This window comes from Ochrobactrum soli (genome assembly GCF_003664555.1).
GTDB classification, from domain to species: domain Bacteria; phylum Pseudomonadota; class Alphaproteobacteria; order Rhizobiales; family Rhizobiaceae; genus Brucella; species Brucella teleogrylli.
Genome location: NZ_RCHH01000012.1, coordinates 102,811 through 118,779 on the forward strand (window position 1 = coordinate 102,811; position 15,969 = coordinate 118,779).

Below are 15,969 nucleotides of genomic sequence, written 5' to 3' on the forward strand. Positions count from 1 at the left end.
AACTCTAGCAAGTGCGAACCTTGGCGTCCAGCGGCGCTGAAGGTCCTTATACCAAATCCTGTCAACGTCTGCCGAAAAGCCGCTCGATATCACTCAGCTTCAGCTCGATATAGGTCGGGCGTCCGTGATTGCACGTGCCGGAACCGGGCGTTGCCTCCATTTCGCGCAACAATGCGTTCATTTCCTCGGGCTTCAGACGGCGTCCTGAACGTACCGATCCATGGCAGGCCATGGTGGCCGCAACATGGTTGAGCATGGCCTGCAATCCGTCGGCGGTTTCATGCTCGGCAATCTCGTCGGCCAGATCGCGGATCAACTGTTGCACGTTCATTTCGCCAAGCATGGCGGGTGTCTCGCGCACAGCGATAGCGCCGGGACCAAACTGCTCCACGCCCAGCCCGAACCGGGCCAGCGTTTCCGCATGACTTGCCAGCCGCTCGGCGTCTTCCTCCGCCAGATCGACCACTTCCGGGATCAGCAGCATCTGCCCCGGTATCGGGCGCGAGTGCAGCGCGTTTTTGAGCGCTTCATAGACCAGCCGTTCATGGGCCGCATGCTGGTCCACAATGACGAGGCTGTCTTCGGTTTGCGAGACGATATAATTGGCGTGAATCTGCGCGCGGGCCGCACCGAGCGGCTTTTGCTGCAATTCGACCGGGGCTTCGCTCATGGTCGCGCGCGCATCGGCTGTCGGAATATTCACGACATCGATTGTCGCCTGCTCGCTTTCGTGGAAGGCAGGCGCGTTGCCGAAATCAAGCGGTCTATGCGCCGGATGTGCAGTCTGCGGCGACCACTCGCTGCGCGGGCTTGGGCGCTCAGGCCGCCAGCTTGTCGAGGCATAATTGTTCGAAGACTGCTTTGGTTGAAACCCTTCGGCGCGGAAAGCCTGCAACATGGCTTCTGCGCCGCCGGTTGCCGGACGGATGCCGGATTGGGACAGCGCCTGCTTGATCGCGCCCACGATCAGGCCGCGCACAAGGCCGGGATCGCGAAAACGGACATCGGCCTTGGCCGGGTGCACATTCACATCGACCAGTGCCGGATCGAGCGTCAGAAACAGCACGGCGACCGGATGGCGGTCACGCGCAATGACATCGGCATAAGCGCCGCGCAGCGCGCCGAAAATCTGCTTGTCGCGCACCGGACGGCCATTCACATAAGCAAACTGGTGCTGTGCATTGCCGCGATTATGGGATGGTATGCCGACAAAACCGGCAAGCCGCACACCGTCACGCTCGGCATCGATGGAAAGCGCGTTTTCGCAGAAATCCTGACCGAGAACCTGCCCGATCCGCTCCAGCGTGGCATCGGCGCCCGTGCCAGTCGCGGGCATTTCCAACGGCGTGCGGTCGGTGCCGGACAGCGAAAAGCGCACATGCGGGAAGGCAATGGCAATGCGCTTCAGCACATCGGTGATGGCGGAGGCTTCGGCACGGTCCGTCTTCATGAATTTGAGACGGGCGGGCGTGGCGTAAAAGAGATCGCGCACTTCGGCTATCGTGCCGCGATTGAGCGCCGTGGGGCGCGGGCCTTCGAGATGACCGCCGGAAACGGAAACCTCAAATCCGGCATCCGCATCCTGCGGACGTGATTTCAAAGTCAGTTTGGCGACCGAGCCGATGGAGGGCAGGGCTTCGCCACGAAAACCCAGTGCACGAATATCGTGCACGTCATCCGAGAGCTTGGACGTGCAATGGCGCGAAACCGCGAGCGGCAACTCGTCGACGGGAATGCCGGAGCCGTTGTCGGTGACGCGCAGCAGCGTCTTGCCGCCGCCGCCGGTCACAACCTCGATGCGGGTCGCGCCAGCGTCGATGGCATTCTCGACCAATTCCTTGATCACGCTGGCGGGGCGCTCGATGACCTCGCCTGCTGCGATCTGATTGATGATGGTTTCGCTTAAATGTCGAATGGGCATGAAGCGATTATAGGCAGATTCGCACGCGGCGGTAATAGCGCCGCGCGCCGCGTCCCGGCCCACTGTGGACTGGCTTCAGGCGGCTTGCGCCTCGCCCTTCTTGTCGAGGCCGAGGTGAATGGCGGGCGCGGGCCGCCCAAGCAGGAAGCCCTGCACCTGATTGCAGCCTTCTTCCTGCAAAATATCCATCTGCGTCTGCGTTTCCACACCTTCGGCCAGCACCGGAATATCGAGGCTATGGCCCAGCGCCAGAATCGCCCGCACGAAAGCCTTCGACTGCACGTTCTGGTCCAGATCGGTGACGAAGCTGCGGTCGAGCTTGATCTTGTCGAAGGGGAAGGAACGCAATGTCGCCAGCGACGAATAGCCGGTGCCGAAATCATCAATGGCGATGCTGACGCCAAGCGCCTTGAGTTCACGCAGGATATGCAGCGCGCGCGCCTTGTCGCGGATGATCGCGCCTTCGGTCACTTCAAGCTCCAGCAGTTTTGCCGGTAGGCCGGTTTCGTTCAATATATTTTGAACCGTGTCCACGAGGCCGGTATGGCTGAGCTGTAGCGGGGAAATATTGACCGCTATCCTGCGGGAAACGGGCCAGCTTGCCGCTTCTTTGCAGGCTGCACGCAATACCCATTCGCCGAGCTGCGTGATGACGCCCGATTCTTCGGCTATCGGAATGAACAGGGTTGGCGGCACCAGACCCTGCACGGGGTGACGCCAGCGCAGCAGAACTTCATAGCCCGATATGCCGCCATCCTTGATGCTGCGCTGGACCTGAAAATTCAGGAAGAACTGGTTTTCGTCAATCGCCGTCCAGATGTCGCGTGCCAGCGCCGCACGCTTGCGCGCCGCTTCATCCATGCTGCTTTCATAGTAGCAAATCTTGTTCTCAATGTTCTGTTTGGCGCGATACATGGCCATATCCGCATTGGACAGAAGCTTTTCCACATCCTCGGCGTCGGTTGGATAGATTGCGATGCCGAGGCTTGCGCCGGGGCGCACAACGGCATTGCCAAGGTCCACAAGATCGCTAAGCGCTATGTTAAGTCGGGAGACGAAGCTGCGCAGATCGTCCTCATCCTGAAATGTCTTCAGGGCTGCAAATTCATCGCCGCCGAAGCGACCGATCAGCTCGCCGCTTTCCAGATGTTCGGTCATGCGGGCCGAAATCTCGCAAAGCAGCCTGTCACCCGCGGCGTGGCCATAGAGGTCATTGACCTCCTTGAAGCGATCCAGATCGATGCCGATCAGCGCAATGCGGTGGTCGCCATTATCGGCACTGACCTTTTCGCGGCTGAGGCGTTCAACGAACTGGGTGCGGTTGGGCAATCCGGTCAGCGAGTCGTGACGGGCAATGTGTTGCAACTGCCGCAGGTTGGAAGACTGGACGTGGCTGTCGATCAGGTAACTGGCAAGGGCAGTGCCAAGCACAATCAGGCCGACTCCGCCGACAGAAGTGGCAAGGGTGAACTTGTCGGCAAGCTCCGCTTCTTGCAGATAGTTCATCGGCGTCACGGTCAGCGCCGCCATGCCGGTGAAATGCAGGCTGACGACGGCTGCGGTAAAGGCCAGAACCGCCAGACGGTAGGAGGTCGGGTAGCGACGCCGCATCAAAAACTGGCCGGAGAGCGAGCCAAACAACACGGCAAACACGATGGATGCATAGAAATAATCCATGTTCCATTCGATCAGCCCGTCCACGCGATAGGCGAGCATGCCGATATAGTGCATGGTGGCAATCGATGCGCCCACCATGGCGCCGCCGATGACGGGGGCAAAGCGGGGAAAGCCGCCGGTCATGACCACGAAGCCGATTCCCGTGCCGACAACGGCAATCGCCAGCGACAGGATGGTAAGGTCTGGCAGAAGCACCACGGGCGCGCTCGGCTCATAGGCCAGCATGGCGACGAAATGCGTGCACCAGGCGGCTGAGCCAGATGCGATCGCCACCAGAAAATGCCAGCCATAGCGCACGAAGCCATGACATCTGGCGGCCTTGCGGACGAGATTGAGCGTGATCGCGGAACCCACGAGGCAGATCAGCGCTGCCAACGTTGTCAGCCACGCGTCATGCTGCGTGGCAATGCAATTGAGAACGGTCATCATGGAATGAAATAGCCCCGATAGCCTTTAGAAGCGAGGTCAGGGCACTGGAATGCCCAAAGTGATTGGCTTGGTCTCAATGGCGGTCAGTGGTGATCCGACAGATAAACCTGGCTGTGCAAGGTCGGTCTTTACAAATGCAGAAACTGGACCGGGATCGCGCAGCCGACAGGCGCAGGCCTTGTCACCGCACGGCGGCATGTCATGATCGCGTTACCCATCCTGGCCCCCCAGCCAAATCCGGCTCAATTTCGATGGGCCTTGGTTGCATAGTATTTCCTGATTAGCGGTTAACGCGAATATCAAGATTGTGATTGGGAGATCATTTTCACAAGAATGTTATAAGAAAGCATCTGCTGTTACAGCGTTTTCGAAAATGAACCGGCATTGCCTGGTGGATGAAGTGTCATACTGCCCGGTAATAAGAGTATATGGTCTACATCTTTAAATGATCGCATCTTCAGATGTTGAATAGGGCCTCTTGGTTCTGTGGTTAAATTCCGTTATTGCAGGCGTTGTTAATATGGTGGGGATACCGGGCATGGGCGACGGCGTGGAAACTTTACCATCTTCCAAGCCTCTGGAGGGCACGGCGGCGGCCAGTCCGATTGTCTTTTCCGACACTCTGGGCCTGTTTCAGCGTGCTTATGGTACGGGGCTCGATACGGTCGTCGTCTTCGCCAGCCCATGGGGGCTGGAAGAACTTTGCACGACCCGGAAATTCTGGCGTATCATTGCCGACAGGCTGTCTCAGCATGGGATTGCATCCTTGCGCTTCGACTGGCCGGGCACCGGCGACGGGCGCGATGACATTGATTTTTCTTCCGGTCTGGAACGCTGGCGAAAGGCGCTGATCGAAGCGGCGGACAAGGCGCGGCTTTTGTCGGGCGCGAGCCGTGTTGTCATCATCGGGCAGAGCCTTGGCGCGGCGGTTGCTGCTGAAACGGCTCCACATATTGAAGGTCTGGCGGCGCTGGCGCTGCTGGCACCGGTGATTTCCGGTCGGTTTTACACCCGCGAGCTGGCGGTGTGGTCGAGCATGGTCGATGCCGATCTTGGCCTTCCTGATGCGCAGCGGATCAAGGGGGCGGTTTCCATTGCATCCCTGACAATGACGCCCGAAATTGCCGCAGATGTGAAGAAGATCAATCTCCTGTCGCTCTCTGAAAAGCCTGCGGACACGTGCCTTCTGCTAGCAAGGGCCGACCGCCCGAACGATGCGGAACTGGCCGGGCATCTGGAAAAGCTCGGCGTGGCAGTCACGGTGGAAGCCTTCACCGATTACGACAAGCTGATTTCCAACCCGGTTATTTCGCATCTGCCGTTGAATGTTGCCGACAGACTGGTCGATTGGTCAGTGGCGCTTGCGGATGGTAGACCGGCCCAAAAAAGTGCCGATGAAACCAACCTCGGCGGACAGATCAGGGGCGACGGCTTCGTCGAAACGCCGGTGGCCTTCGGCCCGAACAATCGTCTGTCGGGTGTGCTGTGCAAACCCTTGGGCGACAGCAAGGGGCATACGGTCCTCTTCCTCTCGTCCTCTTATGATCGGCGCGTTGGATGGGGCCGCACCACGGTCGATATGGCGCGCAGATTGGCGCGGGACGGTGTTTCGTCGCTGCGCTTTGATATCGCTAATGCCGGTGACAGCCCGCCCATTCCGGGCATGCCGGAACAGGTGCTTTATACCCATGCGCCGGAAATGGATGTCGCTGACGCGCTGGATTATCTGGATGTCATCGGGCTGGGGCGTCCGGTTGTGGCGGGGCGGTGCAGCGGCGCTTTCCTCGGGCTGCATTGCGCGGTGCTGGACGAGCGGATTTCGGGTGCCGTGCTGGTCAATCCGGTGACATTCTATTGGGCGCCGGAGCTTTCGGTCGAAGATGTGGTACGGGAAGGCAATCGGACGCTGGAAGATTATGGCAGCCGCGCCATGCGACTCGATACGTTCAAGCGCCTGTTTCGCGGAGAACTCGATATTCGCGCTATCCTGCGCAACCTTGCACGCGGCGTCAGCGGACGTATTCGCGGATTGGCGCGCAAGCTTTTGCGCAGCCGCACCGTTGAAGGCCGGGCGATCTATTCGGCTTTCGATGAACTGAAGCTGCGGCAGGTGCCGCTGACGCTGGTCTATGCCGAGAAGGACAGCGGCCGCGAGCATTTCAATTACTATTTCGATCAGGCAGGCGACAAGGTGCAGGGCTTCGACAATGTAAAGGTCGCGGTCATTCCGGACGCCGATCACAATCTGACGCCCGAACATGCGCGCAACGTCTATATCGACGCCATCCGCGCGCTGGCTTTCAAAACGCGTTAAAACCAGACGCTTCGCGACGATCCGGCAATGCGAATTTCGCCGGACGGTTTGCCTTCGCCATCATGGCGGGGAAGAAGCGCGACGCGCTTCGTCTCCCCGGGAGCGAGATGGAACCAGTTTTCCATTGCCCGCCAGCCTTCGGCGTCAATGCTGACCGATTGCGCCAGCACGGCTGTGCTGAGATCAAGAAACCAGTTGCCGCTCTCTTCCACGACACTGCATTCAATTGTCGCGTCGTGAAAGGCTTTGGTGCGCCCCTGCGGAAAATGAAAGGCCTCGGCGATAGTGGCTTCGCTGCGTTTCAACCGGGCGACCGTCACGTCATGGGCCGGAGGCCCGAAGCGATAGGCATAAGTCGTATCGAAAAATGCGCCGAACAATTCGGTTGCCGGTATTGTGACACCGGAACGCGCTGTCAGCGAAAGATCGCGGCGACCGCTTACAACCGACTGGGCACCGGCGCGCAGGCAGGTGAGTTCCAGTGTCAAATCGGCGTCATGGGGCTGTTCGTTCAGCACGTGAATGGCAAGCCCGTTGACGCCTTCGTCGGTCAGGCCAACCTGCACCGGGCGAAAAGCGCGTTTCAGCCCATACCACGAGGGTTTGGGTTCACAGGTCGCATCGACCACGCCCCAGCCGGCACTGGGCAACACATCCTGAAACGTCCAGACCAAGGCACCGAAGCAGGTGCTTGCCGGTCGTCGCCATTCGGCGAAAGTCGCCTCCATCACTTCCGCCGTGACGGCGCGGGAAAGGTGTAGATATTGCTCCATATCCTCCCGCCGCAAGCGGGCCGGATCGTAGCCATAGAGCATTTCCAGATAGGTGTCGCGCACGTCCTCGAAATCCCATGACACGCCGCGATCACGCGGAACACGCGCTTTCCAGCGCGGATCATGGACGGCGGGCACGTCGAGATGCGCCTTGAGCGTGCGTGCCTCCGGGACATTGGAAAAAGCAAGGCTTTCGGTCGCAAAGCGCACTTCGGCGCGGCGCGCATCGTCCAGCGGCCTGCAATAGGCGCTGACGCCATAATAATGGCTGACGCCTTCGTTGCTGATGAAGGGCAGAGCGCCATCACAGGGCGAGTTCGGCACATAGGGAATGCCGGGACAGAGTTTGCGCGCAACGGCGGGCAAAATCTCTTCGGTCAGCGCGCCTTTCCAGATTGTCTCGGGCAGGCCCATCATGGCGCCTTGCTGATAAATCTCACTGCCGCCGCACAACACGGTGAGCGAAGGAGCATGGCGAATGGCGGAAAGAAGTTGTTGCGTCTCCGCCTGTACCTTGGCGACGAAGCCTTCGTCTTTCACCGGATAGTCGAAATTGGCGAACATGAAGTCCTGCCAGACCATGATGCCGAGCTCGTCGCAAACGGCATAAAAGTCAGGCGTTTCATAAGCCGTAATGCCGCTGACGCGCAGCATGTTCATGCCAGCGTCCTGCGCAAGCTGCAGCCATGGTTGATAGTCGGCGCGTGCGCCCGGCAGCCGGACTATATCGGCGGAACTCCAGACAGCACCGCGACAAAAGATTGTCTCGCCATTGATCACCAGCGCGAATGATTTTCCGTCTGCGCCGCGATCAACGCCGATGCGGCGAAAGCCGGTTCGGCCAAGCTTCTGCTTTTCGTTGCCGAGCGACAATTCCAGTTCATGGAGCGTCGGCGCGCCATGAGTATGCGGCCACCACGGTTCTACGCCCGGGACGGTCAGCTGTGCCTGCCAGCGGCTATCCGCTTGTCTGTCACAGGCGATCTGCGAACCCGCGCAATGCAGGGTCAGATTTTCAGCCTTGCCGTGATAGGTGAAGCTGACTGCAAGCCCTCCGTCGCCATTTTCATGAAGCGTGGATTGGATGGAAATACTGCTGACCGTTTCCGCGTCGGGTCGGCTGATCGTCACTGGCCGCCAAGGGCCGACGGCATGAACGTCCGGGCACCAGCCCGGCATATGGCCGAGCGCGGTAGTGCGGATCAGGCGCAAGCCTTGCATATTCATCAATTGCGTGCGCCAGCGTGCGCGCGGGCCTTTCTGCTCCAGGCGGGGGCCAAGAGCGCGGAAACAAAGCGCAAGCTCATCCGCGCCGGTCAGCGTGACGGGCAGGTCGTGGTAGAGGAACATGCTGTCGCTGTTGTGAACCAAAGCGCCGTTCAGATAGACTTCGCAGATCGTGGCAAGGCCCGCAAAATGCAACACCGCCTCACCGGCTGTTTCGGTAAGGTCGAGAAAATACCACGCATCCTGATTGTGCAGCGGTGTCGGAGCAGTGCGGCTGAAACGCCCTGCTTTTTCCAGCGCTTCCGCCACCGTGCCCGGAACCGGCGCATCGAGATACGCGCCGTTGCGCGGCACATCAGCGGGCGACGCGGCCTCATTGTCTGCGGTCAGGAAAAGCCGCCAGCCTTCGGCAAGCGGGCGGCTTGATGCAGCTTGTTCAGGCAGCATCGCGGCCAAGTTCTGTTGCAAGCGCCCCCGTCATGCGATCCCATGCTTCGGCGGCAGGTGTCAGCGCGCTTGCCAGTGCGTCGAATTTCTTGCGCATCACGGCACGCGCAAGCTGGAATTGCACGGCCTTGGCCGTTTCGGCGATCTGGATCGCATCGGCGGCAGCAGCGGTGAAACGCTTGCCTTCGCCCAGCCATTGCAGATGGCTTGCAGCCAGTTCGAAATTTGCACCAAGTTGGCGCAGCGTGTTGAACGCATATTTGTGAAAGAAGCCGAAGGGGCGTTCGGCGATGGCTTCTACCTGCGCCGGAAACACAGCGGCGAAAGCGCGGATCGGATTGGCCTTGGGCCTGCGCGCAAAATGGCGTGGCAGCAGAATTTCTGCCACGCGCCGCTGATGCGCTTCACCGGGCATTTCCTTCGGGAACTTCGCAAATTCCGTATAGGGCAGGAAGGGCAGGTCTGCTTCTGTCAGATGGCGCTGAAAGACACCGTCAAAATCCTCGCCCTCCAGATGGTAGAAGCCGCCATTGTGGAAATAATCGAGCGAGCGGTTCGCAACATCCATGCGATTGATCGCGATGGTGGTCTTGCCATGTTCGGTGCGATAGCTCACGCCCTGCGTGTCAGGCATGAAATAGCTGTCCATCTCCACCATGCACAGCCGTCCGCGCCCGATCTGTTCCGCGATATGGCCTTCCACACTGTCGAAGATCGCAAGTTCCGTTGCCCGCACACCATAGAGCGCTTCGAGGTCTTCCAGCGGCACCTTGAAGAAGGTGAACTGGTCGCCCTCGAAATCCTGCGTCAGGGTAAAGCCCAGCATCGCTTCGGGCACGACCCGAAGCGATGCCAGCACTTCGATCCAGAGATCGACATAGCAATTGGTTTCGGGCCAGATGCGTGTCTGCGCATGCAGCGCATGCGGCGCGTAGGTTTCTGGCGAGATATGCGGAAAGACTGCCTGCATAACCTTGATCGATCCTCGTTTCACTCCGGTCGGATTATGCTTTAACCCCACAATTCGTTGCGTACGCTTTCTGGCCAGGCTTTGACGTCGAGGCCGTGATGATGGAACAGCGCCAATGCGATGCGCTCCAGTCCGAAACCGACGCAAGCCGTGTGCGCGACTTCACCGTCATGTTGCGACAGGCCCCATTTCACGCCGAACTGGTCCTGATGATAGTTGAAGCTCATGCAGGCGGTTGGCTTTTCGACGCTGGTGATCGGGATCAGCAATTCGAATTTCAGGTTCTGGTCGCGCTGGTTGTTGACCAGCAAACGACCCGCGCGTCCAAAGAAAGGATCGTTCGCCACGTCGATTTCCACCGGCAGGCCGACTTTCTTCATCATGTCCGTGCCGCGCTCTATCCAGAGCTGGCGGAACTCCATCACATCCGCTTCCGTGCCCATGCGCACATATTCGCGCATGCGGAACAACTGCTGGCGGGCAGGGTCCACCGAAGGTTCATGGCGGAAGCAATAGGATTGCAGGTCATAGAGGCCGCCGCCCTGCGGCAGCGGACCGCGCTTGGCAATGGTCGGGTAAAGCGGGTAGCAGGCGGCGGGCGTCAGGACGATGTCCGTTGCCTTCTGCTCCAGCGTCCAGTCTTGCCCCTCATCCATGCATTTGATGAGGTTGATATGATCCAGCTCGCAACCGCAGAAGCTGTGCACCGTGCCGGCCAGCTGCGGGAAGCTCTTCATATAGCCGCTTTTTTCGAAGTAAGCGCGATTGAGGCCGGGCGGAAAGCGGATCGCTTCGGCACCATCGCCGCCGCCGGTGCGGTCAATAAGGCGCTCGAAGGCCACGATGACATCTTCAAACTGGCCGGAGCGTCCATAGAGGCCGTCCACGCCGGTTTCAATCAGCAGTCCGGCATCGAAAAGCCGGTTGAGAAAAGATCTTTGCGCGTCCATGGCGTTATCCCAAGAGGCTTGTGTTCTGTTTGTGAATGAGCAGCATGGTCGCCGTATTGCCGAGGATGCGCTCGTTGGAAATCATCAATTGCGCCGAATGCGCATCGCGCAAATGGCGGCCAAGGCTGTAGGGCGTGCCGTTCTTGTAGCCCATGATGCCGCACACCAGCATGGCGTGGTTGATGACCTGCAGAATGGTCTGCGATGCGGCAATCTTCAGATTGTTCATCGCTATGGCAAAGCCCATGGAAGCGAGCTTGTCGGCGTCGTGCTTCGCGTCCTTATAAGTCTTGAGGCAGGCGACGATTTCCGATTTCAGCATTTGCAGCATGTTGGAGGCTTCCGCGACACGCAAAGCGCCCGGCTGCGGTGCGCCCGGATTGCGGCGCGCTGCGGCGCGCACAAAAGCCTGCGCGCGGTTCACTGCGTCCACGGCGATGCCGTACCAGAGCGAACTCCACAATGTATGTGACTGGGCCAGCATCGATTGCGCGGCAATCTCGGCAAATGGATGCGGCAGGATCTGCACCTTGTCCGCTTCGCCGCGAAATACAAAGCCTTCCGAACAGGTGCCGCGCATGCCCAGCGTGTCCCATTCATTGGTCTTTTCCAGCGTGTACTGGTCTTTGCGGAAAACTGTCATGACCTGATCGGACGAAGCTGCACCTTCGTGCGAGCGCGACGTGATCAGGATTGCATCGGCATAGACGCCATAGGAAATAACCGTGGCGTTCTTTTCCAGACGGCAGGTGTCGCCGTCGATTTCGATTGCGCAGATGGAATTGCGCAGGTCGCCGCCAATGCCGCCTTCCGTGGTGGCGGACGCAAGCAGCAACTGCTGGTCCGCAACGTCGCGCATGAAGCCGCGATGCCATTCAACCGATTGCCCATGTTCCACAAGGCTCGAAAGCTTGATGTGGTGCATGGCGAAGATCATCGCGCTTGCGGCACAGGATTGCCCCAAAATGCAGCAGAGTTCTGCAATCTGGTCGATTTCGGCGCCTTCGCCGCCCAGATCGCGCGGCACCTGAATGCCCAGCAATCGTTCGGCCTTCATCGCATCGATGGCTTCGCGCGGAAAGCGCCCTTCCTTATCGACTTGATCAGCGAATTTTCCGGCGATGGCTGCTACGCGACCGGCACGCTCGGAAAGGCTGTTCCCCCCGCCTGCATTCATTATGCGGCCTCGTTATCCTTGAGGATGCTGGTGATGGTCTGTTCAATCGCGCTGATGCTCGCAAAGGATTTGCGGTTCAGAAACTGATCCGGAAATTCGATGTCGAATTTGTCTTCAAGGCCCAGCATCAGCTGCACCGAGGCGAAGGACGACAGGCCCGCCGTATAAAGATCGGCATCGTCTGCAATGTCGGTCACGGCTATGGGCAATCCGCCGACCTTGGCCAGAATTTCCCGAATGGATTCATTCATGATTCATTTCCCCGCTCTTGGTGCGCGTCGACGCAAGCGTTTTTATCCGGCGCACCTTTGCCTAAAAGCTCTTGAGGGTCTGCAACCCCTGCTTGAGGCGATATTAGCACCAGCAAGCCTTTATATTATGTTGACAGGACAGGGTGGTTCCCGGTCAAATATGCAAAGCGTCGCATATAGTTAAATATTAATGATCTTCGCGGTTAATGTCGGAACATAAAGGTGGCTTCGAAGCATTAATTGAGCTTATGTGGAAGCTGGATTTAAATTTATCGATATTTATGACGTGGATATTCGTATTCTCTTATTGATCGAATAATATTATTTGATAATAAAAAGAGAATTGCGAAAGTTGAATCTCCATGAAGTCTTGAAATGATCGATATCATTTACGTTATAACGCCGATATTCGCGCTCATGGCATTTGGTTTTATTGCTGTGAAAACGGGGTTCTTTCCCGCTTCTGGTGTCGGCAGTCTCATTTCCTTCGTGAACAATTTTGCGACGCCCTGCCTGCTGTTTTACTCAATTACGACGAGCGACTTTCGTTCCGCCTTCGATCTCAAGATCATCGGCCCGTTTTATGTCGCGGCGATCATCTGCTTTGTGCTTGGCATTACCATCGCCCGCAAAGTCTATGGAAACCGCCCAGGCGAGAGCGTGTCCGTCGGGTTCTCCGGCACATTCACCAACACGGTGCTGATCGGCCTGCCGATCATGACCCGCGCCTATGGCGATCAGGCGCTGCCGGTTACCTTGTCGATCATCGGTTTGCATGGTGCGATCCTGCTGACGGTCGGCATGATGACGATGGAGCTTGTGCGCCGTGATGGTCAGGTCTTGAGCAAGACGATTATCGTCGCCTTGCGCCGCATCGGTTCCAATCCGCTGATCTGGGGTATTGCCACCGGCATCATCGGCTCCAGCCTCGGGATCAAACTCATCGAGCCTGCGGATGCGTTTTTCTCGATGATGGCGCAGGCGGTCGTGCCGGTTTCGCTGTTTGGTATCGGCGGCGCGCTGACTCAATTCAAGCTGTCGGAAAACTGGAAACAGGCTCTGATCGCATCGATCATCAAGCTGATGGTGCATCCAGCACTTGCCTATGCGCTGATGATCGGCGTGCTGAAAGTTCCCATGGAAACTGCGCGTTATGGCGTGCTGCTTGCAGCCATGCCCGCCGGTGTGAATGTCTATATATTCGCAACTTATTATAACCGCGCCTCTGGTGTGGCGGCCAATGCCATTCTCATCGGCACGCTGCTTTCAGCGGTCACCATGTCGTTCTGGCTATATATTCTCGCCGTCTAGCGAACACGCCCGTCTCAGACGGCGCGCCTGCGCTTCGCGGAGATTTCGTAGCGTTCCCACCCGACCAGAACAAAGCTGGAAGCGACGATCAGCAAGGCGCCAACGAAGACGTTTGTTGCCGGAATTTCCGCCCAGATCGCATAGCCATAGACAAAGGCCCAGATGAGGCCAGTATATTCGACCGGAGCAAGTGCCGATGCGGGCGCGTGACGAAACCCTTCGTAGAGAAGATACTGGCCAAGCGTTGCGATCAAGCCGAGGCCGAACATGAGCGCCCAGCCCATACCATCCGGCCATTGCCAGAGCCATGGAAAGGAAACTGCGCAGGCAATGCCGAAGATCAGGCTGGTTGCGAACATCTGCGTCAGCGTTGTTTCACTGCGGCTGACGAGCCGGATCAGGATCGTGCTCCATGCCCAGCAAAAGCCAGCCACTACGCACATGATGGCGGGTATCAGGTTTGGCGAATGGCCCGGATTGGCCGCGATGACAACGCCCACAAAGCCGCCGAAACAGGCAATCCAGCGTCCGGTTCCAATCCGCTCCTTCAAAACGAGAATGGACAGAAACATGACCATGATCGGTGCGGAGAAATAAAGCGTGGTCAATTCGGCAAGGCCAAGAAACTTGGCGGCATTATAGAACAAAAGCCATGCAAACAGCATCAGCCCGGCACGCAGGACAAGCGTGCCGCGATAGGGGCTGTGCATGATCGACGGGTGGCGGTAATAGCGCACCAAAGCGCCGGTAATCACGACAATGACCAGACTGCGCATGAAGAGGATTTGGGGCACGGCATAACTGGCGACGAGCCATTTCACCAGTGCATCCTGCAAGGCGAAGCATGCATAGCCAGCCGATGCCAGCGCAATTCCGACCAGCGGCTTTGTTTCCTGCATGCCCGTCGACATAATAACCCGCCAAACCGTTATTTTAAAACGAGCAGTTACCGCTGCCGCAAGGCAATGTCATGTCAAAAATAATGATTGATTGATCAGCGTTTGTGACAGGACGCGACCACAAACCATCTTCTACTCATGCGCGCAGTGATATTCAGGCATTCCATGCAGTGTTGAAAGTTGTTTTCTAAAGACAATGTAAAATACGACATATGCCGTATTTTAAATGTTTCTGTATGTCTATTCAATGTTCTCTTGTCGCCAATGCATTTTAGTGACAGAAAATAAGCTGTTCGGGGCAAGGGGGACATCGTGCGGTCGGGGACACTAGCGGGGATGCGTGGCGCGCCGGGATGGCGCTATCTTTGTGCGATGATAGTCGGGCTTTTTGCCTTGATATCCGGTTCGTTGGCGGCTCAATCCGCGCCGACGGCGGCCCCGATAGAACATGTTATATTTAGCAATGGGTCTATCGTTGGTTGGATTGGGGCGACTGTTGGCGGAACGCTAACTTATTCACTGGCATCAAACCCGATGCATGGCATCATTACCAATTTCTTTCCTGAAACCGGAATCTTCACGTATACACCTGCACCGAATTTCAGCGGCGTCGATACATTCACATATCAAGTAACGGACGACACTGGCAGTGCTTCAAATACAGTAACAATTACTGTATTGGGACAAAATCCGACCGTCATGTCAGTGACCGTTCCAAGATCCGGCTACTACAAAGCCGGTGATAAGTTGAACTTCGTCGTGAATTTTGATGATTTGTTTTCCGTAATTGGGAATCCGGTTATACCAATCGTTATAGGTACAACCCTAAGAAATGCGATTTATACACCAACACCAGGGAATGTAAGCAGCAACAGCTTAACTTTCTCCTATACTATCCAGCCTGGCGACATTGATGCAAACGGGATTAGCATTGGGCCTGCGATAGTTTTGAACGGCGGGACAATTGAGACCAACGCGGGTCAGCCAGCCGATCTTACACTCAACAATGTTGGTGCTACGAACGGGGTTCTTGTTAATACAGCCAATCCAACAGTGGTGCTTTCAACGTCGTCGCCCGCCTCCAGCGAGGAGAAGATCATTACCATCACTTTCTCGGAAGCGGTATCGGGGCTGGACCAGAACGATTTCGAGATATCCACTACAGGACTCCATGATATTACTTATCGTTTGGATTCATCCGTTAACAATATAGTTTATACGCTTCGAATGCGGGTTCAAAGTAGTGAATCGGTTCAGATACAATTACCAGAAAACGCTGCCGTGAGTTTTTTTGGAAATAAAAATCTTGCGTCCAACATATTGGATATTTCAGTTGTTAAATCATCCGATGCGAATTTGCAGAATCTTATTCCCAGCACAGGTACTTTAACGCCGACCTTTGCTCCCAACACGAGCTCGTACACGTTGAATGTCGCAAACGATGTGGAGAGCATTTCGTTCACACCATCGCTTGCAGATATCAACGCAACGGCTGTCGTCAATGGGGCATCAACGCCCAATGGAACGTCCAGCGCTTCAATCCCATTGGTGGTGGGGAGCAACACGGTTACCACGACTGTTACCGCGCAGGATGGAACCACCACGAAGAGCTATACGGTCAAT

The 15,969-nt window shown here is 57.3% G+C and carries 11 protein-coding genes; 3 read left to right on the forward strand and 8 right to left on the reverse strand.

Annotation, left to right across the window (positions count from 1 at the left end; all coding sequences use genetic code 11):
- Nucleotides 1-61: 61 nt before the first annotated feature.
- Complete coding sequence (gene mutL, locus D8666_RS18145) at nucleotides 62-1,921, reverse strand: DNA mismatch repair endonuclease MutL (protein ID WP_109368031.1); 1,860 nt, start codon at nucleotides 1,919-1,921, stop codon at nucleotides 62-64.
- Nucleotides 1,922-1,996: 75 nt separating this feature from the next.
- The gene (locus tag D8666_RS18150) at nucleotides 1,997-4,027 is read right to left on the reverse strand and encodes a putative bifunctional diguanylate cyclase/phosphodiesterase (RefSeq protein ID WP_109367782.1); all 2,031 of its coding nucleotides are present in this window, start codon (nucleotides 4,025-4,027) and stop codon (nucleotides 1,997-1,999) included.
- Nucleotides 4,028-4,547: 520 nt separating this feature from the next.
- Between D8666_RS18150 and D8666_RS18155 the strand changes: the two genes are divergently transcribed.
- Nucleotides 4,548-6,341: an alpha/beta fold hydrolase gene (locus tag D8666_RS18155; RefSeq protein WP_235859003.1), complete on the forward strand. Its 1,794-nt coding sequence runs from the start codon at nucleotides 4,548-4,550 to the stop codon at nucleotides 6,339-6,341.
- Here D8666_RS18155 and D8666_RS18160 read toward each other — a convergent pair.
- The 5 genes from D8666_RS18160 to D8666_RS18180 are packed head-to-tail and all read right to left on the reverse strand — an operon-like array spanning nucleotide 6,338 to nucleotide 12,136.
- A complete protein-coding gene (locus D8666_RS18160) occupies nucleotides 6,338-8,788 on the reverse strand; it encodes a glycoside hydrolase family 2 protein (protein WP_109368030.1) in 2,451 nt (816 codons plus the stop codon). The two genes, D8666_RS18155 and D8666_RS18160, sit on opposite strands and share 4 nt — an antisense overlap.
- Nucleotides 8,778-9,758 (reverse strand): DUF1839 family protein, encoded by a 981-nt coding sequence (locus D8666_RS18165; protein WP_121538906.1) that lies wholly within the window; start codon nucleotides 9,756-9,758, stop codon nucleotides 8,778-8,780. The genes D8666_RS18160 and D8666_RS18165 overlap by 11 nt, the downstream gene beginning before the upstream one ends.
- 41 nt (nucleotides 9,759-9,799) lie before the next feature.
- Complete coding sequence (locus D8666_RS18170; protein ID WP_109367779.1) at nucleotides 9,800-10,708, reverse strand: amino acid--[acyl-carrier-protein] ligase; 909 nt, start codon at nucleotides 10,706-10,708, stop codon at nucleotides 9,800-9,802.
- A gap of 4 nt (nucleotides 10,709-10,712) precedes the next feature.
- Nucleotides 10,713-11,885, reverse strand: coding sequence for an acyl-CoA dehydrogenase family protein (locus D8666_RS18175; protein ID WP_121538907.1), 1,173 nt, complete (start codon nucleotides 11,883-11,885; stop codon nucleotides 10,713-10,715).
- Entirely contained in the window at nucleotides 11,885-12,136 is a 252-nt protein-coding gene (locus tag D8666_RS18180) for an acyl carrier protein (RefSeq protein ID WP_109367777.1), read from the reverse strand. The genes D8666_RS18175 and D8666_RS18180 overlap by 1 nt, the downstream gene beginning before the upstream one ends.
- Nucleotides 12,137-12,511: 375 nt before the next feature.
- Between D8666_RS18180 and D8666_RS18185 the strand changes: the two genes are divergently transcribed.
- Nucleotides 12,512-13,447 (forward strand): AEC family transporter, encoded by a 936-nt coding sequence (locus D8666_RS18185; RefSeq protein WP_109367776.1) that lies wholly within the window; start codon nucleotides 12,512-12,514, stop codon nucleotides 13,445-13,447.
- Between the two features lie 14 nt (nucleotides 13,448-13,461).
- Here D8666_RS18185 and D8666_RS18190 read toward each other — a convergent pair whose 3' ends face one another.
- Nucleotides 13,462-14,358 (reverse strand): DMT family transporter, encoded by an 897-nt coding sequence (locus D8666_RS18190; protein ID WP_109367775.1) that lies wholly within the window; start codon nucleotides 14,356-14,358, stop codon nucleotides 13,462-13,464.
- A gap of 324 nt (nucleotides 14,359-14,682) precedes the next feature.
- Between D8666_RS18190 and D8666_RS18195 the strand changes: the two genes are divergently transcribed.
- On the forward strand, nucleotides 14,683-15,969 hold a 1,287-nt coding region (locus D8666_RS18195), incomplete at its 3' end, for a cadherin-like beta sandwich domain-containing protein (protein ID WP_147438012.1).

Bases quoted from the DNA above. Each gene is read 5' to 3' on its own strand.
- mutL (WP_109368031.1), bottom strand. From the start codon at position 1,921: ATGCCCATTCGACATTTAAGCGAAACCATCATCAATCAGATCGCAGCA.
- D8666_RS18150 (WP_109367782.1), bottom strand. From the start codon at position 4,027: ATGATGACCGTTCTCAATTGCATTGCCACGCAGCATGACGCGTGGCTG.
- D8666_RS18155 (WP_235859003.1), top strand. From the start codon at position 4,548: ATGGTGGGGATACCGGGCATGGGCGACGGCGTGGAAACTTTACCATCT.
- D8666_RS18160 (WP_109368030.1), bottom strand. From the start codon at position 8,788: ATGCTGCCTGAACAAGCTGCATCAAGCCGCCCGCTTGCCGAAGGCTGG.
- D8666_RS18165 (WP_121538906.1), bottom strand. From the start codon at position 9,758: ATGCAGGCAGTCTTTCCGCATATCTCGCCAGAAACCTACGCGCCGCAT.
- D8666_RS18170 (WP_109367779.1), bottom strand. From the start codon at position 10,708: ATGGACGCGCAAAGATCTTTTCTCAACCGGCTTTTCGATGCCGGACTG.
- D8666_RS18175 (WP_121538907.1), bottom strand. From the start codon at position 11,885: ATGAATGCAGGCGGGGGGAACAGCCTTTCCGAGCGTGCCGGTCGCGTA.
- D8666_RS18180 (WP_109367777.1), bottom strand. From the start codon at position 12,136: ATGAATGAATCCATTCGGGAAATTCTGGCCAAGGTCGGCGGATTGCCC.
- D8666_RS18185 (WP_109367776.1), top strand. From the start codon at position 12,512: ATGATCGATATCATTTACGTTATAACGCCGATATTCGCGCTCATGGCA.
- D8666_RS18190 (WP_109367775.1), bottom strand. From the start codon at position 14,358: ATGTCGACGGGCATGCAGGAAACAAAGCCGCTGGTCGGAATTGCGCTG.